Annotated in this window: 22 protein-coding genes and 1 tRNA gene; 9 read left to right on the plus strand and 14 right to left on the minus strand. The window is 63.4% G+C overall.

Features of this window, described 5'->3' with window-relative positions:
* Window positions 1–50: 50 nt before the first annotated feature.
* Window positions 51–989: a ZIP family metal transporter gene (locus B2790_RS20155; RefSeq protein WP_085590062.1), complete on the minus strand. Its 939-nt coding sequence runs from the start codon at window positions 987–989 to the stop codon at window positions 51–53.
* Window positions 990–1,113: 124 nt separating this feature from the next.
* Between B2790_RS20155 and B2790_RS20160 the strand changes: the two genes are divergently transcribed.
* From B2790_RS20160 to B2790_RS20175, 4 genes are all read left to right on the plus strand, one after another.
* Window positions 1,114–1,305, plus strand: a complete 192-nt coding sequence (locus B2790_RS20160; protein ID WP_012271091.1) for a PLDc N-terminal domain-containing protein — start codon at window positions 1,114–1,116, stop codon at window positions 1,303–1,305.
* 241 nt (window positions 1,306–1,546) lie between these two features.
* Window positions 1,547–3,622 carry an LTA synthase family protein gene (locus B2790_RS20165; RefSeq protein WP_025338163.1) on the plus strand — a complete coding sequence of 692 codons (2,076 nt, stop codon included), beginning with the start codon at window positions 1,547–1,549 and terminating at the stop codon, window positions 3,620–3,622.
* A 207-nt stretch (window positions 3,623–3,829) separates the two neighbouring features.
* Window positions 3,830–4,066: a hypothetical protein gene (locus tag B2790_RS20170; RefSeq protein ID WP_025338164.1), complete on the plus strand. Its 237-nt coding sequence runs from the start codon at window positions 3,830–3,832 to the stop codon at window positions 4,064–4,066.
* Between the two features lie 176 nt (window positions 4,067–4,242).
* Window positions 4,243–4,575 (plus strand): ribonuclease E inhibitor RraB, encoded by a 333-nt coding sequence (locus B2790_RS20175; RefSeq protein ID WP_003260395.1) that lies wholly within the window; start codon window positions 4,243–4,245, stop codon window positions 4,573–4,575.
* Window positions 4,576–4,690: 115 nt separating this feature from the next.
* Here B2790_RS20175 and B2790_RS20180 read toward each other — a convergent pair whose 3' ends face one another.
* Complete coding sequence (locus B2790_RS20180) at window positions 4,691–5,491, minus strand: c-type cytochrome (RefSeq protein WP_286919602.1); 801 nt, start codon at window positions 5,489–5,491, stop codon at window positions 4,691–4,693.
* 66 nt (window positions 5,492–5,557) lie between these two features.
* The gene (locus tag B2790_RS20185) at window positions 5,558–5,800 is read right to left on the minus strand and encodes a hypothetical protein (protein WP_182328634.1); all 243 of its coding nucleotides are present in this window, start codon (window positions 5,798–5,800) and stop codon (window positions 5,558–5,560) included.
* A gap of 219 nt (window positions 5,801–6,019) precedes the next feature.
* On the opposite strand from B2790_RS20185, the gene B2790_RS20190 reads away from it, so the two are divergent.
* Window positions 6,020–6,751 carry an amidotransferase gene (locus B2790_RS20190; protein ID WP_286919603.1) on the plus strand — a complete coding sequence of 244 codons (732 nt, stop codon included), beginning with the start codon at window positions 6,020–6,022 and terminating at the stop codon, window positions 6,749–6,751.
* 132 nt (window positions 6,752–6,883) lie between these two features.
* Here B2790_RS20190 and B2790_RS20195 read toward each other — a convergent pair whose 3' ends face one another.
* The 3 genes from B2790_RS20195 to B2790_RS20205 form a co-directional block, all read right to left on the minus strand.
* On the minus strand, window positions 6,884–7,855 hold the full coding sequence (locus B2790_RS20195; RefSeq protein WP_015269363.1) for a magnesium and cobalt transport protein CorA: 972 nt from the start codon (window positions 7,853–7,855) through the stop codon (window positions 6,884–6,886).
* Between the two features lie 177 nt (window positions 7,856–8,032).
* Window positions 8,033–8,752 (minus strand): lysophospholipid acyltransferase family protein, encoded by a 720-nt coding sequence (locus tag B2790_RS20200; RefSeq protein ID WP_286919604.1) that lies wholly within the window; start codon window positions 8,750–8,752, stop codon window positions 8,033–8,035.
* Between the two features lie 181 nt (window positions 8,753–8,933).
* Window positions 8,934–9,623, minus strand: a complete 690-nt coding sequence (locus B2790_RS20205) for a crotonase/enoyl-CoA hydratase family protein (RefSeq protein WP_025338168.1) — start codon at window positions 9,621–9,623, stop codon at window positions 8,934–8,936.
* Between the two features lie 198 nt (window positions 9,624–9,821).
* Here B2790_RS20205 and B2790_RS20210 point away from each other — a divergent pair.
* Window positions 9,822–9,911 (plus strand) — tRNA-Ser (locus B2790_RS20210).
* Window positions 9,912–10,105: 194 nt separating this feature from the next.
* Here B2790_RS20210 and B2790_RS20215 read toward each other — a convergent pair.
* The 4 genes from B2790_RS20215 to B2790_RS20230 all read right to left on the minus strand — a co-directional run bounded on the left by B2790_RS20215 (window position 10,106) and on the right by B2790_RS20230 (window position 15,139).
* Entirely contained in the window at window positions 10,106–12,238 is a 2,133-nt protein-coding gene (locus tag B2790_RS20215) for a TonB-dependent siderophore receptor (RefSeq protein WP_286919605.1), read from the minus strand.
* Window positions 12,239–12,440: 202 nt separating this feature from the next.
* Complete coding sequence (locus B2790_RS20220; protein ID WP_025338170.1) at window positions 12,441–12,821, minus strand: hypothetical protein; 381 nt, start codon at window positions 12,819–12,821, stop codon at window positions 12,441–12,443.
* A 220-nt stretch (window positions 12,822–13,041) separates the two neighbouring features.
* Entirely contained in the window at window positions 13,042–14,229 is a 1,188-nt protein-coding gene (locus B2790_RS20225) for an MFS transporter (protein ID WP_025338171.1), read from the minus strand.
* A 160-nt stretch (window positions 14,230–14,389) separates the two neighbouring features.
* Window positions 14,390–15,139, minus strand: coding sequence for a 3-oxoacyl-ACP reductase family protein (locus tag B2790_RS20230; protein WP_286919606.1), 750 nt, complete (start codon window positions 15,137–15,139; stop codon window positions 14,390–14,392).
* A 118-nt stretch (window positions 15,140–15,257) separates the two neighbouring features.
* On the opposite strand from B2790_RS20230, the gene B2790_RS20235 reads away from it, so the two are divergent.
* Window positions 15,258–16,196, plus strand: coding sequence for a LysR family transcriptional regulator (locus tag B2790_RS20235; protein WP_286919607.1), 939 nt, complete (start codon window positions 15,258–15,260; stop codon window positions 16,194–16,196).
* Window positions 16,197–16,310: 114 nt separating this feature from the next.
* Here B2790_RS20235 and B2790_RS20240 read toward each other — a convergent pair whose 3' ends face one another.
* Both B2790_RS20240 and B2790_RS20245 read right to left on the minus strand, forming a co-directional pair.
* Window positions 16,311–16,781: a GreA/GreB family elongation factor gene (locus B2790_RS20240; RefSeq protein ID WP_137163256.1), complete on the minus strand. Its 471-nt coding sequence runs from the start codon at window positions 16,779–16,781 to the stop codon at window positions 16,311–16,313.
* Between the two features lie 2 nt (window positions 16,782–16,783).
* A complete protein-coding gene (locus B2790_RS20245; RefSeq protein WP_286919608.1) occupies window positions 16,784–17,182 on the minus strand; it encodes a hypothetical protein in 399 nt (132 codons plus the stop codon).
* Between the two features lie 130 nt (window positions 17,183–17,312).
* On the opposite strand from B2790_RS20245, the gene earP reads away from it, so the two are divergent.
* Together earP and efp are read left to right on the plus strand one after the other, a co-directional pair.
* A complete protein-coding gene (gene earP, locus B2790_RS20250) occupies window positions 17,313–18,440 on the plus strand; it encodes an elongation factor P maturation arginine rhamnosyltransferase EarP (protein ID WP_286919609.1) in 1,128 nt (375 codons plus the stop codon).
* Between the two features lie 48 nt (window positions 18,441–18,488).
* A complete protein-coding gene (gene efp / locus B2790_RS20255) occupies window positions 18,489–19,058 on the plus strand; it encodes an elongation factor P (RefSeq protein ID WP_013971530.1) in 570 nt (189 codons plus the stop codon).
* Window positions 19,059–19,288: 230 nt separating this feature from the next.
* On the opposite strand, the gene B2790_RS20260 is transcribed toward efp, so the two are convergent.
* Together B2790_RS20260 and B2790_RS20265 are read right to left on the minus strand one after the other, a co-directional pair.
* On the minus strand, window positions 19,289–19,717 hold the full coding sequence (locus tag B2790_RS20260) for an organic hydroperoxide resistance protein (protein ID WP_085590091.1): 429 nt from the start codon (window positions 19,715–19,717) through the stop codon (window positions 19,289–19,291).
* 141 nt (window positions 19,718–19,858) lie between these two features.
* Window positions 19,859–20,314 carry a MarR family winged helix-turn-helix transcriptional regulator gene (locus B2790_RS20265; protein WP_137163258.1) on the minus strand — a complete coding sequence of 152 codons (456 nt, stop codon included), beginning with the start codon at window positions 20,312–20,314 and terminating at the stop codon, window positions 19,859–19,861.
* Window positions 20,315–20,346 lie beyond the last annotated feature (32 nt).

The raw sequence follows: 20,346 nt of genomic DNA on the forward strand, positions 1-20,346 counted from the left end.
TGTGGGAGCGGGCAAGCCCGCGAAGAGGCCGGTTCAGGCAACCTGAATAGTCAGCCCAGTGCGGTATCCAGGAACATCATCACCGCAAACCCACCCATCAACCCCAGGGTCGCCGCTGTCTGGTGCCCATTGCGGTGGGTTTCGGGAATCACCTCGTGGCTAACCACAAAGATCATCGCCCCCGCCGCCAGCCCCATGCTCACCGGGTAGGCCAGGGCAAAGCCGGTCGAAATCCCCAGGCCGATCACCGCACCCAGCGGCTCCATCAGCCCCGACCCGATCGCCACCAGCGCAGCCTTCAGGTTCGACAACCCGGTAGCGCGCAAGGCCAGCGCCACGGCCAGCCCCTCGGGGATGTCCTGGATGGCGATGGCGCTGGTCAGCGGCAGGCCGATGTTCATGTCGCCATTGGCAAAGCTCACGCCAATGGCCATGCCCTCAGGCAGGTTGTGCAGGGTAATCGCCAGCACGAACAACCACACCCGGCTGATGCGCTCGGCCTCCGGGCCGCACGGGCCGGTGCTTTCGTGTTCATGCGGGGTGAAGCGGTCCAGGCCCAGCATCAGCAGCACGCCCAGGCCCATGCCCAGCACCACGGTAAAGGCTGCGGCCGGGCCGTTGCCGGTAATTTCGCGGGCGGCATCCAGGCCCGGCAGAATCAGCGAAAACGAACTGGCCGCCAGCATCATGCCGGCGGCAAAACCCAGCATCACATCCTGGGTGCGCGCCCTGACATCGCGCAGCACCACCGCCAGCACCGCGCCCAGCGCCGTGGCGCCAAAGCCGGACAACCCGCCCAGTGCGGCCAGATGCAGGTTTTCGGCGTGGTCGCCGTTCACTGCGTTCCACAGGCTTGCCCCCAGCAGTACCAGTACGACCAGCAGGCTCAGGGCCAGGCCGGCACCTATCCATGGGTTGTCGTGCATCTGTTGGCGCCAGGCGCTGACGGGCGAGGGCAGGGCAACGGGGTGGGTATGAGCGGGGGGCATGGCAACCTCGAAATCAATGGATACAGCAGTTTAAGCAGTGACCCGCGCAAACGGCCAAGGATTCCCTTCTATCGACGTGATAGCTGGCTATGCTGTGGCAAAGCCTCTGGACAGGAGTTTAGGCATGGGGTCGACGTTCAACAGCCTTGTCGGGCTGATCATCCTGGCGCTGGATATCTGGGCCATCCTCAATGTGATCAAGAGTGGCAGCGAAGTGGGCATAAAGGTGTTGTGGATCCTGCTGATCGCCTTGCTGCCGGTAGTGGGGCTGGTGATCTGGGCGATTGCCGGGCCGCGGGGGAATGTGCGGATCTGAATGGCTGTGCTGGCCTCTTCGCGGGCACGCCCGCTCCCACAGGGATATCACCGGCACCGAGGGCAGTGATCTCCCTGTGGGAGCGGGCGTGCCCGCGAAGAGGCCGTAACAGACAAAAGCGGCAACACCCCCGTGACAAAATTTTCACATTGGTTTAAACAGAATCCGCACCCGCACAATGCTGCGTTGGTATACACCTGCGCCATCTCCGCAAACCCGCAATCCTAGGACCTTCCCATTCATGGCTAACCCGGACGCCTTGAAGCAACGGGGCGCGCGAGCGTCGTTCTCGCCCACCCTGAAATCCCACCTGGCCTACACGCTGCTCAGCGGCCTGGTGATCATGCTGATGCTCAGCCTCGTGCGCCTGGCGCTGCTGGTCTACAACAGCGACATGATCGGCGATACCCCCAACGCGACCGTCGCCGAAGGCTTCCTCAACGGCTTGCGCTTCGACCTGCGGGTGGTGGTGTACATCAGCATTCCGCTGCTGCTGGCCATCCTCAGCCCCTGGGCCATGGCCCGGCGTGGCCTGTTCCGTTTCTGGCTGACCATCACCTCGAGCGTGGTGATGTTCCTCGGCCTGATGGAGATGGACTTCTATCGCGAGTTCCACCAGCGCCTCAACGGCCTGGTGTTCCAGTACATCAAGGAAGACCCGAAAACCGTGCTGAGCATGCTCTGGTACGGCTTCCCGGTGGTGCGCTACCTGCTGGCCTGGCTGTTCGGCACCTGGCTGCTGAGCCTGCTGTTCAAGGGCATCGACCGCATGACCCGTGGCAATGGCGACGGCGAGGTCACCCTGCAGCGCCGCGCGGCGCCGTGGTACAACCGCCTGGCGGTGTTCATGGTGATCCTGCTGGTGGCCGTGGTCGCTGCCCGTGGCACCCTGCGCCAGGGCCCGCCGATGCGCTGGGGTGATGCCTTCACCACCGATTCCAACTTCGTCAACCAGCTGGGCCTGAACGGCACTCTGACCCTGATCGATGCTGCCAAGAGCCGCTTCGGCGAAGACCGCGCCAATATCTGGAAGCCGGTGCTGGAGCAGGATGTGGCCACGCAGAGCGTGCGCGAGCAACTGCTGACCGCCAACGACACCCTGGTCGATGCCGACGAGGCTGCAATCCGCCGCGACTTCGTGCCGCCGGCCGAGCGCACCCTGCCGATCAAGAACGTGGTGGTGATCCTGATGGAAAGCTTCGCCGGCCACTCGGTGGGCGCGCTGGGCAGCCCCAACAACATCACCCCGTACTTCGACAAGCTGGCCAAAGAGGGCCTGCTGTTCGACCGCTTCTTCTCCAACGGCACCCATACCCACCAGGGCATGTTCGCCACCATGGCCTGCTTCCCCAACCTGCCAGGCTTCGAATACCTGATGCAGACCCCGGAAGGCGGCCACAAACTGTCCGGCCTGCCAGCCTTGCTCAGCGCCCGCGATTACGACGACGTGTACGTCTACAACGGTGACTTTGCCTGGGACAACCAGTCCGGGTTCTTCGGCAACCAGGGCATGACCACCTTCATTGGCCGTAACGACTTCGTCAACCCGGTGTTCTCCGACCCGACCTGGGGCGTGTCCGACCAGGACATGTTCGACCGCGGCGCCGAAGAGCTGGCCAAGCACGATGGCAAGAAGCCGATCTACGCGCTGCTGCAGACCCTGTCCAACCACACCCCGTACGCGCTGCCCAAGGACCTGCCGGTAGAGCCGGTAACCGGCCAGGGCCGCCTGGACGAGCACCTGACCGCCATGCGCTATTCGGACTGGGCGCTGGGGCAGTTCTTCGAGAAGGCGCGCAAGGAGCCGTACTTCAAGGAAACCCTGTTCGTCATCGTTGGCGACCATGGCTTTGGCAACCACCAGCAGGTCACCGAGCTGGACCTGGGCCGCTTCAACGTGCCGCTGCTGCTGATTGCCCCGGGCATCCAGGAGAAGTTCGGTGCGGTCAACCACACCGTGGGCACCCAGGTCGACATCGTGCCGACCATCATGGGCCGCCTGGGTGGCCAGGCCCGTCACCAGTGCTGGGGCCGCGACCTGCTCAACCTGCCTGAGGGCGACCAGGGCGTGGGCATGATCAAGCCATCGGGCAGCGAGCAGATCGTCGGCCTGGTGCAGGGCGACCGCATCCTGATCGAGTCCAAGGACATGACCCCGCGCATGTACCGCTACCAGCTGGGCAGCGAGTTCAAGGCCGAGCTGATCGAAAGCCCGGACCAGCCGGAAATGCTGAAGAAGCTGGAAGCGTATATCCAGACCGCGACCAAGAGCTTGCTGGATAACACTGCCGGTGTAGTGCACGGCACGCCGAAGTAGATCGGGGCCGTTTCACGGCCCATTCGCGGGCACGCCCGCTCCCACAGGTACAGCACAGGTTTCGGACCTTGTGGTGGCCCTGTGGGAGCGGGCGTGCCCGCGAATGGGCCCAACACAAATCCCTCAGACTGAACATTCTCCCCACCTCAAGGTCACTTGTTTCAGGCATCACACACCCGGTGTTCGTTGACTTAGAGGGTTCGTTCAATGAAAGAGTGGGAAGTCATCTTTGCCGACCAGAAGGGCGTGCTCACCACCCTGACGCTGCACGGCGACCAGTGCCCCAGCGAGGAGGACGCCGCGCGGGCCATCCGTTCGCACCTGTTCCCGGTGATGGACGAGCTGGACCTCAACGACTTCCAGGACCGCACTGTTTCACCCACCGCACGCTGGCTCAAGGAACAGAGTGGCGTGACCATCACCAGCATCCACGAAACGCCCTGAACCACACGTTTGCGTGGTGCCCTGGCAGGCACTACGCTGCAAGAAGGTGCCGGCCTATTCTGCGGGTTGGCACCGCATCCCTTCGCGTCTTGCATCAGCTCGAACTGCCCGGCCGCTGCCGGCAGGTGCGTAGTGCACGGAAAGTCTATCCATCGCATTATTCAGGAGGACGTTTCATGAGCAGCCAGAACGACGATATCAGCAGCAACGTCCTGCGCCAGATGAAGGCAGGCGGTTTCGACTTCACCCAGATCCACCCCATCGAGTTCTACGCCATATTCCCCGACGAAGCAGGGGCCCGCCGCGCGGCCGGGCAGTTTCGCGGTGAATCGCTGAATGCCCAGGTGAAGGAGCTGGGCGACGGTGCCTGGCATCTGGAGCTGAGCAAGGTCATGTATGCCACCCATGGCGGGATTGGCGACTTCGAAGAGGCCTTCGAGCAGCTGGTGACACCTTATGGCGGTGAGGTGGAAGGGTGGGGGGTCAAGCAGGAGCGGCCCATTGCCTGAGAGTTTTGTGTTGCCTTCTTCGCGGGCTTGCCCGCTCCCACAGGTATCTCCCGGCCTTCAAGCCTGTGGTGATCCTGTGGGAGCGGGCAAGCCCGCGAAGAAGCACACACGGCCCTCAAGGCCTGCGCCCAGTCATATGCCTCAAATAGGCCAGCAATTCATCCAGCTCCGTTTCACTCAAGACACTTTCTGCAAACCCCGGCATCTTCGCCTGCGGCCACTGCCGCAGGCTCTGCGGGTCACGAATCAGCTGGCGTAGATATTCAGGCCGAAAATACTCGGTCGGGTTATGCGGCACATTCAGGTCCGGCCCTACCTGTGCATCCCCCGCACCGTTCAGCCTATGACACGCCAGACAGTTCTGCTGGAACAAGGCAAAGCCCCGGCGCACCGGGTTGTCGGCCGACAGCTTCGGGTCGGGCAGCAGCGCCGGAAAACGCGCCTCGACAGAAGCCAGCTTGCGAATCGTGGAAATCTGGAACGGCCACTGCTCCGGGCGGATGCCGCTGGCCTGCGGTGCAGTCCACACCAGGTAGAACGGCCCCGCACTCGGCTTGCCCTGGCCCAGTGGTGGCCACGGTCGGCCCGGCTCCTCCACCGCCAGCCAGGCCTGTGCCGGCCCGTGCTGCAACAGTGGCGCCGCCGGCATTTCGGCGGCAAAACCGTCCAGAGCCACCGCCTGCAGGTGGTCGCTGGCACTCACGCCATCCAGCAGCGCGGCCAGCGGCACCGCCCGATAGTGCATGGGCTGTTTGTAGGAAACGTCCTGGTCGATGCTGATGTCCCGAGCCTGCGGGTGGTCGAGCAGTTCGGCGCTGCTCCACTGGCGCGTCGTGGCGCCCAGTTCAAGGTGCAGTTGCGCCGCCGACAGCGGCAGGCTCAGAAGCAACACTAACAGTGCAAGGCAGTGGCGCATGGGTAATCTCCGACCATCAAGGTCAGCAGGTTACCTGTGCGTTGCCTGTTGGCGCCACAGCGGCAGTCAGCCGAACAAACGTGTGAGGTTCGGCAGGATCAGCAGCAAAGTCGTGGCGAAGAGAATGAGCCCAGCTTGGCGAATTTTCGATTGTCTGAACATGGCGGACCGCCTTCTTGTTGTTATTCCTGAATACCCGTTGGCTTCCCTGTCGAGCTTCGGGTCGATCGCAGTGGCGTTGCGTGACGCCTGAACTGCCTGCCTCTTGAAAGTGGATATACAACCAACAGTAGGGTGTGCGTCATCCATGTTTGAGAACCCTTTGTTCTAATACTGTAGTTCGTTGATTTCGTCTGGCTATGAGGCCAAGTGCCAGCCGGCTGGCATGCTCTGGCTAGACGGTGGCGCAAGTGCCAGCAGGGCACCGACGAAATGTGACCGTTCGTCAGTGCGGCCTACTTGCTTGTACGTGCCTTTCGCGTCAGTCTCTACAGCAGATTCCCACCCATGTCGTTCAGGACTACCCCTATGTCGTTACGCATCTGCATCCTTGAAACCGATGTCCTGCGACCGGAGTTGACCGCGCAGTACCAGGGCTACGGCAGGATGTTCGAGCAGCTCTTCTCGCGTCAGCCGATCGCCGCCGAATTTCGTGTGTACAACGTGATGAATGGCGATTACCCCGCCGACAACGAAGTGTTCGATGCCTACCTGGTGACGGGCAGCAAGGCCGACTCGTTTGGTACCGACCCGTGGATCCAGACCCTCAAGGCCTACCTGCTGAAGCTGTACGAGCGTGGCGAGAAGCTGCTGGGTGTGTGTTTCGGCCACCAGTTGCTGGCATTGACCCTGGGTGGCAAGGCCGAGCGTGCCGAGCAGGGCTGGGGCGTGGGTATCCACCGCTATTCGCTGGCGGCCCATGCGCCGTGGATGGACCCGGAGGTGTCGGAGCTGAGCTTGCTGATCAGCCACCAGGACCAGGTGACCGAGCTGCCGGACGGCGCCACGGTGATCGCCTCCAGCGATTTCTGCCCGAACGCTGCGTACCACATTCGTGACCAGGTGCTGTGCTTCCAGGGGCACCCGGAGTTCGTGCACGACTACTCCCGCGCACTGCTCGATGCGCGCCAGCAGTATCTGGGTGATGAGGTGTACCACAAGGCCGTGGCCAGCCTGGCCACCGAGCACCAGGGCGACCTGGTGGGGGAGTGGATGTTGCGGTTTATCCAGCAACCGGTGAGCAAAGATACCGCAGCGTGATGGCTGGGGGCTGCTGTGCAGCCCAATCGCCGGCAAGCCAGCTCCCACAGGGTCATTACAGGCCTGAGACTTGTGCGGTCCTTGTGGGAGCTGGCTTGCCGGCGATTGGGCCGCAAAGCGGCCCCGACAATCTCAAAGCCAACCAGATTTCTTGAAGCTGGCATACAACGCGGTACAGCCCAGCCCGATCACCCCCAGCACCCCGAAGTACCCATAGTGCCACCCCAGCTCCGGCATGTTCTGGAAGTTCATCCCGTAAACCCCGGCAATTGCCGTGGGGAACGCCAGGATCGCTGCCCAGGCTGCAAACTTGCGCTGCACGATGCTCTGCCGTGACGACTCCAGCAGCATGCCGATCTCGATGGTCTGGCTGGCGATGTCGCGGATGCCAGCCAGGTCTTCCATCTGCCGCGTCACGTGGATCTGCACATCACGGAAGTACGGGCGCATGTTCTTGTCGATGAACGGGAAGCTCAGGCGCTGCAGTTCCTCGCTCACTTCCACCATCGGTGCCACGTAGCGGCGCAGGCGCAGGATGTCGCGGCGCAGGCTGTGCAAGCGGCGGATATCGTCCTCTTGCAGCGAACCGCCCAGCACGCTCTGCTCCAGCTCTTCGATCTCGCCATGAATGGCCTCGCTGACCGGCTGGTAGTTCTCGGTGACAAAGTCGAGCAGGGCGTACAGCACGAAGTCTTCGCCGTGCTCCAGCAGCAACGGCCGCGCCTCGCAGCGCTGGCGCACCAGGGCATAGGATTTGGAGTGGCCGTTGCGGCAGGTGATGATGTAGCCGTTACCGGCGAAGATGTGGGTTTCGATGAACTCCAGCTTGCCTTCGTGGCGCACCGGCGAGTAGGTGACGATGAACAGGGCGTCGCCGAAGGTTTCCAGCTTGGGCCGGCTGTGCTTTTCCAGGGCGTCTTCGATGGCCAGTTCGTGCAGGTTGAACTGGCACTGCAGGTTGGCCAGCTCCTCTGCGTTGGGCTCTTCCAGGCCGATCCATACAAAGTGCCCCGGCTTGCGCGCCCACTCGCTGCCTTCATCGATGCTGATGTTGGTGACCTTTCTGCCGGCGCTGTACACCGCCGATGCCACGACTCGACCCATGGTTGTTCGCTTATTCCGGTTGGACACGGATTACAGCTTGGGCTGTAGTGGGCTCAAGAGCAACCTGCACTGGCCTCTTCGCGGGCTTGCCCGCTCCCACAGGTTCATCACCGCCCTCAAGCCTTGTGATATCCCTGTGGGAGCGGGCAAGCCCGCGAAGACGCCATAACCGGCAACCTAGCTCTTGGCCAGTTCCCCTTCCATGCGGTCGATGCATTGCTGCATCTGCCCCCGGCACTGTTCGATCAGCGCCGGCATGTCCTGCAGGGTCATGCCCGCCGTGGCGATCGGTGGCAGCGAGCGCACGATCACCGTGCGCTGGCGCCAGCTGTTCAGGCTCAGGCGCCCGGCATAGCGGCTGACGCATACCGGCACGATCGGCACACCGGCCTCGATGGCCATGTGAAACGCGCCTTTCTTGAAGGCCAGCAGGTGCTCGCCGGGATTGCGCGTGCCTTCGGGGAAAATCCAGATCGAGGTATCGTCCTGCAGCACCCGGGTGGTCTTCTGCATGGCCTTGCGTGCCTGATAGGCGTTCTTGCGGTCTACCAGCACGTTGCCACCCAGCCAGAACAGCTGGCCGAACAGCGGGATCCAGCCCAGGCTTTTCTTGCCGATGGCGACGGTGCGCTGCGGCACCACCTGGCCTAGCACGAACAGGTCGAAGTTGGACTGGTGGTTGGCGACGATCACGCAGCCTGGCGGCTGGTCCCACAGCGGGCCGACTTCGGCCTTGACCCTGATGCGCATCAGCCAGGTGGCCGGCAGGCTGTAGAGGCGGGCGAACAGGCGGCTGTTGTCGGGGTTGAAGGGACGGCACAGGCCAATGACCAGGCCCAGGGTGCCAACCACAAGGAAATGCAGCGCCAGCAGGAACATGCGCAATGAATAAAGCATGGTACGACTCACACCAGACAGTCGCCGGGCAGTGTACGGATGTGCACTGGTTGGGGCAAACCCTGGTGCAAGCCTGTTGCGGCCTCTTCGCGGGCTTGCCCGCTCCCACAGGTACTGCGTTGCCCTCGGCTCTGGCGCTGTCACTGTGGGAGCGGGCACGCCCGCGAAGAGGCCGGCCCGGCTAACCCATATGCTGCTGGTCCAGCTCGATCGCCTTGTCCAACGCTTCCAGCAGCCCTTTGCGCACCTTCAGCTTGGTGTTCTTGTGCGCCAGCATGTTCAGCTTCTTCAGCTCTCGCGCCGCCGCCAGTGCCGCTTCCTGCAACTGCTCGGCCGGCACTACCTTGTCGAGGAAGCCTGCGTCCACCGCGCCCTGCGGGTCAAACACCTCGGCATTGATCACTGAGCGGTGGAAGGCCGAGCGGCGCAGGCGGTCGCGGGCCAGTTCGATGCCGGCATGGTGCATGGTCATGCCGATCTGCACTTCGTTCAGGCACACCTTGTACGGCCCTTCGACGCCAATGCGATAGTCGCCCGACAGCAGCAGGAAGGCACCCTTGGCCACGGCATTGCCCGGGCAGGCGACTACCACCGGGAACGGGTGCGAAAGCAGGCGGCGGGCGAGGGTGGAGCCGGCGGTGACCAGGCTGACTGCTTCCTTGGGGCCGCTGGTCATCACTTTGAGGTCGTAGCCGCCAGACAGGATGCCGGGCTGCCCGGTGATGATCACCACCGCGCGTTCTTCAGTGGCGCGGTCTAGCGCGGCGTTGAAGGCGGCGATGACGTCTGGCGAGATGGCGTTGACCTTGCCGTTGTTCAGGGTCAGGGTAACGATGCCGTCTTCGGCGTGGTAGGTAATCAGCTCGCTCATGGCAGAGTCCTTTTGTTGGCGTGGCGACGACGTTACCCAGCGCCAGGGGCGAGGTAAAGCAGTAAGGCTGACTGGTCGGTCAGCGTTCGCCGGGGCTCAAGTGCAAATGCATGAAAAAATTGAAAAAAATGCTTGCCAAAGGGAAGGTCTTTCACTAAATTAGCGCACCTCGACAGGCTGCAAGGCTTGAAGAGAAACGGTGAAGTGTCCGAGTGGTCGAAGGAGCACGCCTGGAAAGTGTGTATACGAGAAATCGTATCAAGGGTTCAAATCCCTTCTTCACCGCCACATTCTACGAAGAGCCCCCGAGCTGAAAAGCCGGGGGCTTTTTGTTTTTGGGGTCTTTGGGGGCCGCTTTGCAGCCCAATCGCCGGCAAGCCAGATCCCACAGGGGTTGCGCATGGCTTAAGGTCAATGCGGTCAATGCGGTCGAGGTGGGAGCTGGCTTGCCGGCGAAAGGGGTGCAAAGCACCCCCAAAATTCTAGAAGGTGACCGAAGCCGACAGCCGAGCCGTCCGCGGCGCCCCCTGGAACAGGTAGTTATCCCCCAGGTAATCCCCCACATCACGCCAATAACGCTTGTCGAACACGTTATCCACAGTCAGCCGCAGCACCGTGTCATACCCCCCGATACGCGTGCGGTAGCGGCTACCCACATCGAACACCGTATACCCACCAACTTCCACATTCCCCGCCTGGCTCGCATACTTGCTGGCGCTGTAACGCGCCCCGCCCAGCAGTGCCAACCCCGGTACCGGCAGGGTGTATTCCGCCTGCAGCGCCGCCCGGAACCTGGGCACGTTGATCGCCTGGTGGCCTTCATAGGCATCGGTATCGCTGTTCTGCACCCGCGCCCGAATCGCCGCAGCGCTGGCCTGTACCTGCAGGTTCGAGGTCACCCAGCCGCTGGCGCCCAGTTCCAGGCCGGTGTTCTTCTGCTGGCCTTGCTGCACGTAGGTGAAGTGGCCGGCGCCGTCCGGGCGCGCGTACTGGTATGCCTGGCGAATCTGGAACAGTGCGGCGCTGAAGCTCAGGCCTTGCCAGTCATGCTTGAGGCCCAGTTCCAGCTGGTGCGAGGTCGTCGGTGCCAGGATTTCGAATTTGTTCTCGGCGAACCACGGTGCGGTGCCGCCTGCCGACAGGCCTTTTGAATAACTGGCATATACCGTGGTATCCGGCTGCGGCTTGTAGATGAGCGCGGCGTTGGGCAGCAACTCGTACTGCCGGGTATGGCGACCGGCAACGCCTTCCTCATTCCAGGTTTTCTCGTCCAGGCGTACTTCACGGGCACCCAGTACGGTCTGCCAGTGCTCGTTGAAGCTGATGCGGTCGCTCACGAACAACCCGTACTGGCGGCTGTCCAGGCGACGTTCGCTAGACCTGATGGGCTTGTCGGATGGATCAAAGGCCGGTGCACCCGTGTAGATGTTGCCTGTACCTACCCATTCCATATAGCTGGGGCGCTGATCCAGTGTGCGCCGCTGCGCGCTGGTGCCCACGGTCAGCTCATGCCCCACACCCAGCGCATCGAAACGCCCGTTGAGCATCGCCTGCGCCTCGTCGGTACGGCGGGTGTCGTCGGGGCTGCGGAAGTCGTAGATGTCGTAGTCGCCGTTGCTGCCGAAGAACGCGCCTTCGCTCGAGCCCCAGGCAAACGAGCTGTAGTCATCGATCACCACCTTGCTGCGCGAGGCGCTCAAGGTCCCGGTCCAGGCTTCGTTGAAACGGTACTCGAAGCGCCCACCCAGGTTCAGCGAATCGTTCTGCACCGGCTTGGCCCAGTGCTGGTAGGCCAGGCGGTCGTCGGGGTCGATGCCATGGGGTACTTCGCTGCCACCGAGCAGCTGGTAACCCGGCACCGAGCGCTGTTCGCGGTGCTGGTATTCGGCATCCAGCTGCAGGGTGGCATCCGGGTTGATCTGCCAGTCGAAGGCCAGCGAGGCGAAGTCGCGCTTGCCGTCGGCGTGGTCGACGTAGGAGCGGATGTCTTCATGGGCCAGGTTGGCCCGCAGGCCGAACTGCCGCTCGCTGCCGAACCAGCCGCCCAGGTCGGTGGCCAGGTAGCGCTCGCCTTGTTCGTTGGTCGACACCGTGACGCTGCGCACGTCTTCGGCGCGCTTGGTCACGTAGTTGACCAGGCCGCCCGGTTCCGACACGCCGCTCTGCAGCCCGGACAAACCCTTGAGCAGCTCCACCTGCTGCTTGTTCTCCAGGGCCACGTTCTGCTCACCGGCGATGGTCTGGCCATTGATACGGTAGCTGCTGGCGGCATTCAGCTCGAAGCCGCGCACGTTGAAGTTTTCGTAGTAGCCGATGGGGGCGTAGCTTTCGCCCACCGAGGCGTCGCTTTGCAGCACTTCGCTGAGCTGGCGTACCTGGCGGTCTTCCAGCAGTTGCTGATTGAACACGCTGATCGAGGCCGGGGTGTCGAGCAGGGGCGCGGGCTGGAAGCCGCCTACTGCTGCCTGGCGTGCCTGATAGCCGTCGTTGGTGTAGGTGTCGGACACCTGCAGCGGGGCCAGTAGCACGCTGTCTTCGGCAAGCACATGGGGGCAATGCAGGGCCAGGCCCAGGCTGAGCAGGCTCAGGGGCAGGCGGGGGTGACGCGGGGGCATGCGGTGGGCTCCTGGATGCGCGACACCTGTGCCGGCCTCTTCGCGGGCTCGCCCGCTCCCACAGGGACTGCGCCACACTCAAGCGCAGCGCTGTTCCTGTGGGAGCGGGCGAGCCCGCGAAGGGGCCAGTACAGGCCATGAAAAAAGGCGGCATCTTACAGCCGCCTTCAACATAAAACGATCCGGGCTCTGCGCTATCCAGTCAGCCTTTGCGGGCCGGCCGCCTGTGCTGCCGCCAGTTGTCATCGATCTTCGACCAGGTCTTGCCATCGGTAATGGCCATGAGCTTGCGCCCGTCCTTGAAGGTGGCCAGGAAGGTGGCTTCCTCTTCCTTGCCACCCAGCCACAGCCCGGCCAGCAACCCCACCGGCCCGGCCACCAGGGCCCCGGCCACGCCCCAGCCCAGGGCACTGCCCAGGCTACGGCTGGACTCGAGGCTGGCCAGCCGAAGCTCGCTGATGCGTGCCAGGGAAATCCGCTCGCCCGGGGAGGGGCTGCGCGGGGTCTTGAGTGTGAGCGATCCATTGCGATACTCGCCTTCGCCTTGCAAGAAATCGCCGGATTGCACCGTGAGTCTTGTCATAACGTCGTCCTGTCAGGGAAAGGGCATTGACCAGCGCCTACTGAGCGCTGCCCGGGCAGGCAAGTCAACGGCCATGCGACGGAGGGTCGTGCGGTGCATTGTCGCCATGGCTGATGGCCTCTTCGCGGGCACGCCCGCTCCCACAGGTACATCACATGCTTCATGCCAGTGACAAACCTGTGGGAGCGGGCGTGCCCGCGAAGAATCCAACAAAAATTTTTCAGGCCGCTTGCAAAGCGCTCCTGCGCTTGCGCTCCGCCAAACCCCACGCCAGCAACGCCAGCCCGCCAATCACCAAACCGGCCAGCACAATCCCCATCCAGCCTTGGCGCTGGAACAACTGCGTGCCCAGCAACGAGCCCAAGGCCCCGCCAATGAAGTAGCAGGTGATATACCCGGCATTCAGACGCGTGCGCGCCTCGGGCCGCAGGGCAATCACCGCGTTCTGGTTGCTCACGTGCACCAGTTGTACTGCCAGGTCGAGCATCAGCACGCCCAGCAGCAAGGCCAGCAACGATTGCTCGGCAAAGCCCAGCGGCACCCACGACAGCAGCAATACCACCAGGCCCACGGTGGTGCCCAGCGAACCCTTGCCACGGTCGGCCAGGCGGCCCGCCCAGTTGGCCGACAGCGCACCCGCTGCACCGGCCAGGCCGAACAGGCCTATCACCGCGTCCGAATAGTGGTACGGGCCTTTCGCCAGCAGGAACGCCAGTGGCGTCCAGAACAGGGCGAACAGGCTGAATGCCAGCAGGCCGAGCAGCGAGCGCAGGCGCAGCACCGGTTCTTCGACGAACAGGCGGAACACCGAGCCGATCAGCGCCGGGTATTTCAGCCCGGCATGGCTGTGGTGCTGCGGCAGGCTGCGGTACAGCGCCACGGCGGTGATGGCCATCAGTACTGCAGCCAGCACGTAGATGCTGCGCCAGCCACCCAGTTCGGCCATGAACCCGGCGGCGGTACGTGCCAGCAGGATGCCCAGCAGCAACCCGCTCATCAACGTGCCGACCGCGCGCCCGCGCTGGTGTGGCTCGCTGAGGGTCGCGGCCATGGGCACGAGGATCTGCGCCACCACCGAGAACAGCCCGGTCAGCGCCGTACCAAGGATCAGCCAGGGCAGGCTCGGTGCGCAGGCGCTGATGATCAGGCCCAGGGTGGAAATGGCGGTCATCACGGTGATCAGGCGGCGCTGCTCGAACAGGTCGCCCAGCGGCGCCAGCAGCAACAGGCCGGCGCCATAGCTCAGTTGCGCGGCAATGACGATGCTGCCGGCACTGGCGGTGCTCAGGCCGAACTGCTGGGCGATGCTGTGCAGCAGTGGTTGCGCATAGTAGTTGCTGGCCACGGCCAGGCCGGTGGCGGTGGCCATCAGCAGGATCAGGGCGCGGCTGAGCGTGGGGGTATTCATGGGGTTCTCGTTGCAGACGGGAGGTAGGAGCAGGGTCAACCTGTGGCGGCCCCTTCGCGGGCTTGCCCGCTCCCACAGGATTATCACAGGGTTTGAGGCCGGTGGGATACCTGTGGGAGCGGGCGCGCCCGCGAAGAGGCCGGAACAGGCAACCCTTCAATCAGGCAGCAAACCCGCCATCGACCGTCAGGCTGGCCCCAGTGACATACCCCGCCTCAGGCCCCGCCAGGTAAGCCACGAAGCTGGCAATCTCATCCGCCTCGCCATAGCGCCCGATCGCCATCAGCGGGATCAGGCTGTCAGCGAACTCGCCGCTGGCCGGGTTCATGTCGGTGTCCACCGGCCCTGGCTGCACGTTGTTCACGGTAATGCCTTTGGGCCCCAGGTCACGGGCCATGCCGCGGGTCAGGCCGACCAGCGCCGATTTGCTCATGGCATAGGGGGCGCCGCCGGCAAACGGCATGCGCTCGGCATTGGTGCTGCCAATGTTGATGATGCGCCCACCTTGGCCCATGTAGCGCGCCGCGGCCTGGCTGGCGACGAATACGCTGCGCACGTTCACCGCTAGCATGTGGTCGAAGGCGGCCAGGTCGAATTCGGTCACCGGCGCTACCGCCAGCACACCGGCGTTGTTGACCAGGATATCCAGCCGGCCGAAGGCCTTCACAGTGTCATCCACGGCCAGTTGCACGGCCGCCGCGTCGGCACTGTCGGCCCGCAGGGCCAGCGCCTTGCCGCCGGTTCTGGTAATTTCCTCAACCAGCTCCTGCGCCGGACCGGCGGAACTGACATAGGTGAAGGCCACCTGCGCGCCTTCGCGGGCCAGGCGTCGCACGATGGCTGCACCGATGCCGCGGGAACCGCCCTGTACCAGGGCTACTTTGCCTTCGAGGGTGTGTTGTTTGGACATGCTGATCTCCTGCTGGAAGCCAGGCCGGAATGCCTTGGATGGGCGCAGTATCGGCGCTTGATTACCTGCTGATAAGATGGCAATCACTATCAGCAGAGTAAACCTTTGGTTGCCAATCATGGCCATGGAATCGTTCAACGCGTTGGAATGCTTCATCCGCAGTGCCGAAGTCGGCAGCTTTGCCGAGGCCGCCAGGCGCCTCAGCATTACCCCGGCTGCCGTGGGCAAGCATGTTGCCCAGTTGGAAGCACGCCTGGGGGTGCGGTTGTTCCAGCGTAGTACCCGCAAGCTGACCCTGACCGAGGCCGGGCAGCGATTTCTGGGGGAGGTCAGTGACAGCTTCCGCACCATCCAGTACGCCGTGGCCAACCTGGCCAGCAGCGAAGGCCAGCCGGCCGGGTTGTTGCGGGTGAGCATGGGCACGGTGTTCGGGCGCTTGTATGTGTTGCCATTGCTGGCCGAGTTCCTGCGTCGCTACCCGGCCATTACCCCGGACTGGCATTTCGACAACCGCCAGGTCGACCTGATCGGCCAGGGCTTCGATGCGGCGATTGGCGGAGGCTTCGAGCTGCCGCCAGGGGTGGTGGCGCGCAAGCTGACCCCGGCGCACCGGGTGCTGGTGGCGGCGCCGGCTTACCTGGGCCGGCACGCGCCGATTGACGACCCGCAGGTATTGCAACGGCATGACGGTATCCTGATCCGCTCGCCGCAGACCGGGCGGGTGCGTTCATGGCCATTGACCAGCCGTTGGCAGGTGCAGCAGCCATTGCAGTTGCGCCAGACGATGACCATGAGCGATTCGGATGCGGCTTGCGCGGTGGCCGAGCAGGGGTTGGGGATTGCCCTGGTGAGCCTGCCGTTTGCCGTGCCGTACCTGGAAGGCGGGCGGCTGCGGCGGGTGCTGCCGGACTGGTATGTGGACGATGGGCATATCAGCCTGTATTTCGCCGAGCACAAGCTGTTGCCGGGCAAGACCCGGGCGTTTATCGATTTTGTGGTGGAGCAGTTCGAGGAGCAGGGGCTGGCGCGGCGGTTCGATGCCTTGCAAACCCTTTAGAAGTGTATTGCCTGTAGCGGCCCTATCGCCGGCAAGCCAGCTCCCACAGGTACCCCGCAGTATTTGGGCTTGTGGTAATCCTGTGGGAGCTGGCTTGCCGGCGATAGGGCCGGTTCAGACAACATCAACAATGAACAATGCCTGTGCCCCCAGGCTCACCTCATCATCAACCTTCCTGCCGACCAACTGCTGCCCCAGCGGCGAGCGCGGGGTAATCACCGTCACCAGTCCATCCCCCTCGCCAATCTTCAACCCCGCCGCCTCAGGCCCGAGGAACAGTCGGCGCTGCCCGCCATCTTCATCCTCCAGCGTTACCAGGTTGCTCACCTGCACCCCGCGTGCCGGGTCGTAATCGCGCAGCAGCAGTTGCTGGTAGGTCACCAGCGCCTTGCGGATCTCGGCGCTGCGGCGGGCTTGGCCGGTAGCCAGGTACGAGGCTTCCAGGCCCAGGGTGTCGTACTTGTTCTCGGCGATGTTCTCTTCGGCGGTGGCGGCTTCGTACGCGGTTTGCGCCGCGCGGGTCAGCACATCCAGGTCATGCTCGAGGGTGGCGACGATCTGCGCCAGCAGGCTGGGCTTGTCCATGGTCAGTAACAGAACTCCAGCACGTTGGCCTGGCTTTTGTCGGTGGGCGCGGTGCGGTTCTGTTGCAGCCAGAACTGGCACTTGGGGCTGTTGAGGTTGCGCGGGTTGCCCTGGGCGGCCTCGGCGGCCTGTTGCAGCTCCTGCTTGTGCAGGATGTCCTTGTAGCGTTCGAACATTTCCGCCTGGGCATCCGCCGCAGGGGCGGGCGCTGGCGGCGCGGCAGGCCGGTACGCGGCGGGGGCCACGGCCTGGGCCAGTGGCTGTACCTGCTGTGGCCACAGTTGCAGGGCCAGCCACAGGCTGGCGGCGATGGCCACGGCGCCCAGCCACAGGCCAAAGGCAACGCACACGATCAACGGCAGCGGCTTGAGGGTGATCTTCAGTTCACGGTGGCGCGGCATGGCAGCCTCCTGGCAGGGTGTTCGGGGTGCATTGTCGCATGCGCCTGGGCATTTTTCCGCGCAGGTGCTTTTGTCAGCGACAATTTATGCGCAGAATGCGCGGTTTTTCCGCTGGGCGAGGGCAGGGCACATGAAAGCCACCTGGGACATCTTCTGCAGCGTCGTCGACAACTACGGCGATATAGGCGTGACCTGGCGCCTGGCCCGGCAGCTGGTGGCCGAGCACGGCCTGGCAGTGCGCCTGTGGGTGGATGACCTCAATGCGTTCACGCCCATGTGCCCCGGGGCCGATGCCACCGCCCCACAGCAGTGGCAGCACGGTGTGGAAGTGCGCCAGTGGCCGGTGACCTGGTTGCCGGTGGCGCCGGCTGATGTGGTAATCGGTGCCTTCGCCTGCCAGTTGCCAGCAGCTTATGTAGAGGCAATGCGTGCTCGCGCCACGCCGCCGCTGTGGTTGAACCTCGAATACCTCAGTGCCGAGGACTGGGTGGAGGGCTGCCATGGCTTGCCTTCGCCGCAGCCCAATGGCTTGCGCAAGGTGTTTTTCTTTCCCGGCTTTACCGAAAAAACCGGTGGCTTGCTGCGCGAGGGCTCGCTGCTGGCGCGGCGTGATGCGTTCCAGCAAGGCGCACGGCAGGCCTTCTTGCAGGGGCTTGGCGTAAACCCTGAAGCGGGGGCGTTGCTGATTTCCCTGTTCGCCTACGAAAACCCGCAACTGGGCAACTGGCTTGATGCCCTGGCCTCAGGCGAGCAACCTTGCCACCTGCTGGTGCCGCAAGGGCGCGTTGTCGCGGGGCTCGGCCAGTGGCTTGGCGAGGCGGCCCTGCAAGTGGGCAGCGTGCGCAAGCGAGGGGCGCTGACCGTGCACGTGCTACCTTTCGTCAGCCAGGACGACTACGACCGGTTGCTGTGGAGCTGTGATTTCAATGCCGTGCGCGGCGAAGACTCGTTCGTGCGCGCGCAGTGGGCCGGGCAGCCGATGCTGTGGCACATCTACGTGCAGGACGAGAATGCCCATTGGGAAAAGCTCGAAGCGTTTCTCGCGCATTATCGACACGGGTTGTCAGGCGATGCCGATGCCGCCCTGCTTGGCCTGTGGCGTGCCTGGAACATGGACCGCGACATGGGCCAGGCCTGGCAGGCGGCCCGCCAGCACTGGCCGGAACTGCAGCAGCATGCCCGGCTTTGGGCAGCGCGACAGGCCGCTCAGCCGGACCTTGCCACAGCGCTAGTACACTTTTACCGAAATTCGCTATGATACGCGGCCTCGATTTTTATAAATCCATCCAGATTCGGATACTTCGTAATGAAAACTGGTAAAGAACTGAAACCCGGTACCGTCCTGCGGATCGACAACGACCCGTGGCTGGTTCAAAAAGCTGAGTTCACCAAGTCGGGCCGTAACAGCGCGATCATGAAGACCAAGCTGAAGAACCTGCTGACCGGCTACAAGACCGAAACCGTCTACGGTGCAGACGACAAGCTGGACGACGTGATCCTGGATCGCAAAGAAGCGACCCTGTCGTTCATCAACGGTGACGAATACACCTTCATGGACACCACCGACTACACCATGTACGAACTGAACGCCGAGGACATCGAAGCCGTTCTGCCGTACATCGAAGAAGGCATGGAAGACGTCTGCGAAGCCGTGTTCTTCGAAGGCCGCCTGGTATCGGTTGAACTGCCGACCACCATCAGCCGCCAGGTTGTCTACACCGAGAACGCTGCACGCGGCGACACCTCGGGCAAGGTGATGAAGCCTGCCAAGCTGAAGAACGGTACCGAGATCTCGGTTGCCGACTTCATCCAGATCGACGAGTGGATCGATATCGACACTCGCGACAACAGCTTCAAAGGCCGTTCCAAGAAGTAATCCTTCTTGTGAAACGCAAAAAACCCGGCCTTGGCCGGGTTTTTTAATGCCTGCAGATCTTCAAGGCGCGGCAAGGCTGCTCTCATCGACTGCACATAACTCACTGAGTTAGCAGGGGCCCTGTGGGAGCGGGCATGCCCGCGAACACCGGCGCAGCCGGTGCCAGCCACCGTGTTGAATTCTTCGCGGGCGCGCCCGCTCCCACAGAGGCCGCGTCGTGTTCACCTTGGTCAGACAGTCACGTGCAGGCGCACATCCACATTGCCGCGGGTGGCGTTGGAGTACGGGCACACCTTGTGCGCCTTTTCCACCAGCGCTTCAGCATCGGCCTGGGCCAGGCCCGGCAGGTTGATGTGCAGGTCGATGTCCAGGCCGAAACCACCTGGAATCTGGCCGATGCCCACCTTCGCGGTGATCGAGGCGTCCGCCGGCAGGGCTTTTTTCTCCTGCCCGGCCACGAACTTCAGGGCACCGATGAAGCACGCCGAGTAACCGGCGGCGAACATCTGCTCGGGGTTGGTGCCGTCACCGCCTGCGCCGCCCAGTTCCTTGGGGGTGCTCAGGCTGACCACCAGCTTGCCGTCGCTGGAACGGGACTTGCCGTCGCGCCCACCGGTGGAGGTAGCTTCTGCGATGTACAGTGGAGTGACCTTTTGCATCTTGAGCCTCGCTAATGTGCTGTGCGCTCCCCGTCTGGAGGAGGGCGCGGGTTGGTGTGGGATTTAAATTAGCGCGCAATTAGTTAGTGCGCAAGATAAATCGTCACCGCTCATCCGAACGGCCATTGCACAGCATAGCTGTCAGAGGTTTTTCTGCAGGTTCTCGCGCAGCGCCAGCAGGTCGGCCTGCAGCTGTTGCAACTGTTCCAGGCTGCGTCCGCTGGCCTTGAGGATGCATTGCGGCACTTCCTTGGCCTGCTGCTGCAAGGCGCGGCCCTTGTCGGTCAGCTGCACCAGTACCACCCGTTCGTCCTCGCGGCTGCGGTTGCGCTGCAGCAGGCCTTCGCTTTCCAGGCGCTTGAGCAGCGGCGTCAGCGAGCCGGGGTCGGTGAGCAGGTGCTGGCTGATCTCGCCTACGGTCAGGCCGTCGTGCTCCCACAGCACGAGCATGGCCAGGTACTGCGGGTAGGTCAGGCCCAGGGCCTGCAGCAGCGGTTTGTAGACCTTGGTCATCAGCAACGAGGTGGAGTGCAGGGCGAAACAGACCTGGTTGTCCAGCAGCAGCTCGTCACAGGAGGCTTGGGTGTTGGCGTTCATGCAGGTCCTTGAAGGTAATCAATGGGAAAGTC

Origin of the sequence: Pseudomonas sp. UBA6753, from assembly GCF_002453565.1 — a bacterium.
Lineage (GTDB): Bacteria > Pseudomonadota > Gammaproteobacteria > Pseudomonadales > Pseudomonadaceae > Aquipseudomonas > Aquipseudomonas putida_Z.

Bases quoted from the DNA above. Each gene is read 5' to 3' on its own strand.
- B2790_RS20155 (WP_085590062.1), bottom strand. From the start codon at position 989: ATGCCCCCCGCTCATACCCACCCCGTTGCCCTGCCCTCGCCCGTCAGC.
- B2790_RS20160 (WP_012271091.1), top strand. From the start codon at position 1,114: ATGGGGTCGACGTTCAACAGCCTTGTCGGGCTGATCATCCTGGCGCTG.
- B2790_RS20165 (WP_025338163.1), top strand. From the start codon at position 1,547: ATGGCTAACCCGGACGCCTTGAAGCAACGGGGCGCGCGAGCGTCGTTC.
- B2790_RS20170 (WP_025338164.1), top strand. From the start codon at position 3,830: ATGAAAGAGTGGGAAGTCATCTTTGCCGACCAGAAGGGCGTGCTCACC.
- B2790_RS20175 (WP_003260395.1), top strand. From the start codon at position 4,243: ATGAGCAGCCAGAACGACGATATCAGCAGCAACGTCCTGCGCCAGATG.
- B2790_RS20180 (WP_286919602.1), bottom strand. From the start codon at position 5,491: ATGCGCCACTGCCTTGCACTGTTAGTGTTGCTTCTGAGCCTGCCGCTG.
- B2790_RS20185 (WP_182328634.1), bottom strand. From the start codon at position 5,800: ATGGATGACGCACACCCTACTGTTGGTTGTATATCCACTTTCAAGAGG.
- B2790_RS20190 (WP_286919603.1), top strand. From the start codon at position 6,020: ATGTCGTTACGCATCTGCATCCTTGAAACCGATGTCCTGCGACCGGAG.
- B2790_RS20195 (WP_015269363.1), bottom strand. From the start codon at position 7,855: ATGGGTCGAGTCGTGGCATCGGCGGTGTACAGCGCCGGCAGAAAGGTC.
- B2790_RS20200 (WP_286919604.1), bottom strand. From the start codon at position 8,752: ATGCTTTATTCATTGCGCATGTTCCTGCTGGCGCTGCATTTCCTTGTG.
- B2790_RS20205 (WP_025338168.1), bottom strand. From the start codon at position 9,623: ATGAGCGAGCTGATTACCTACCACGCCGAAGACGGCATCGTTACCCTG.
- B2790_RS20215 (WP_286919605.1), bottom strand. From the start codon at position 12,238: ATGCCCCCGCGTCACCCCCGCCTGCCCCTGAGCCTGCTCAGCCTGGGC.
- B2790_RS20220 (WP_025338170.1), bottom strand. From the start codon at position 12,821: ATGACAAGACTCACGGTGCAATCCGGCGATTTCTTGCAAGGCGAAGGC.
- B2790_RS20225 (WP_025338171.1), bottom strand. From the start codon at position 14,229: ATGAATACCCCCACGCTCAGCCGCGCCCTGATCCTGCTGATGGCCACC.
- B2790_RS20230 (WP_286919606.1), bottom strand. From the start codon at position 15,139: ATGTCCAAACAACACACCCTCGAAGGCAAAGTAGCCCTGGTACAGGGC.
- B2790_RS20235 (WP_286919607.1), top strand. From the start codon at position 15,258: ATGGCCATGGAATCGTTCAACGCGTTGGAATGCTTCATCCGCAGTGCC.
- B2790_RS20240 (WP_137163256.1), bottom strand. From the start codon at position 16,781: ATGGACAAGCCCAGCCTGCTGGCGCAGATCGTCGCCACCCTCGAGCAT.
- B2790_RS20245 (WP_286919608.1), bottom strand. From the start codon at position 17,182: ATGCCGCGCCACCGTGAACTGAAGATCACCCTCAAGCCGCTGCCGTTG.
- earP (WP_286919609.1), top strand. From the start codon at position 17,313: ATGAAAGCCACCTGGGACATCTTCTGCAGCGTCGTCGACAACTACGGC.
- efp (WP_013971530.1), top strand. From the start codon at position 18,489: ATGAAAACTGGTAAAGAACTGAAACCCGGTACCGTCCTGCGGATCGAC.
- B2790_RS20260 (WP_085590091.1), bottom strand. From the start codon at position 19,717: ATGCAAAAGGTCACTCCACTGTACATCGCAGAAGCTACCTCCACCGGT.
- B2790_RS20265 (WP_137163258.1), bottom strand. From the start codon at position 20,314: ATGAACGCCAACACCCAAGCCTCCTGTGACGAGCTGCTGCTGGACAAC.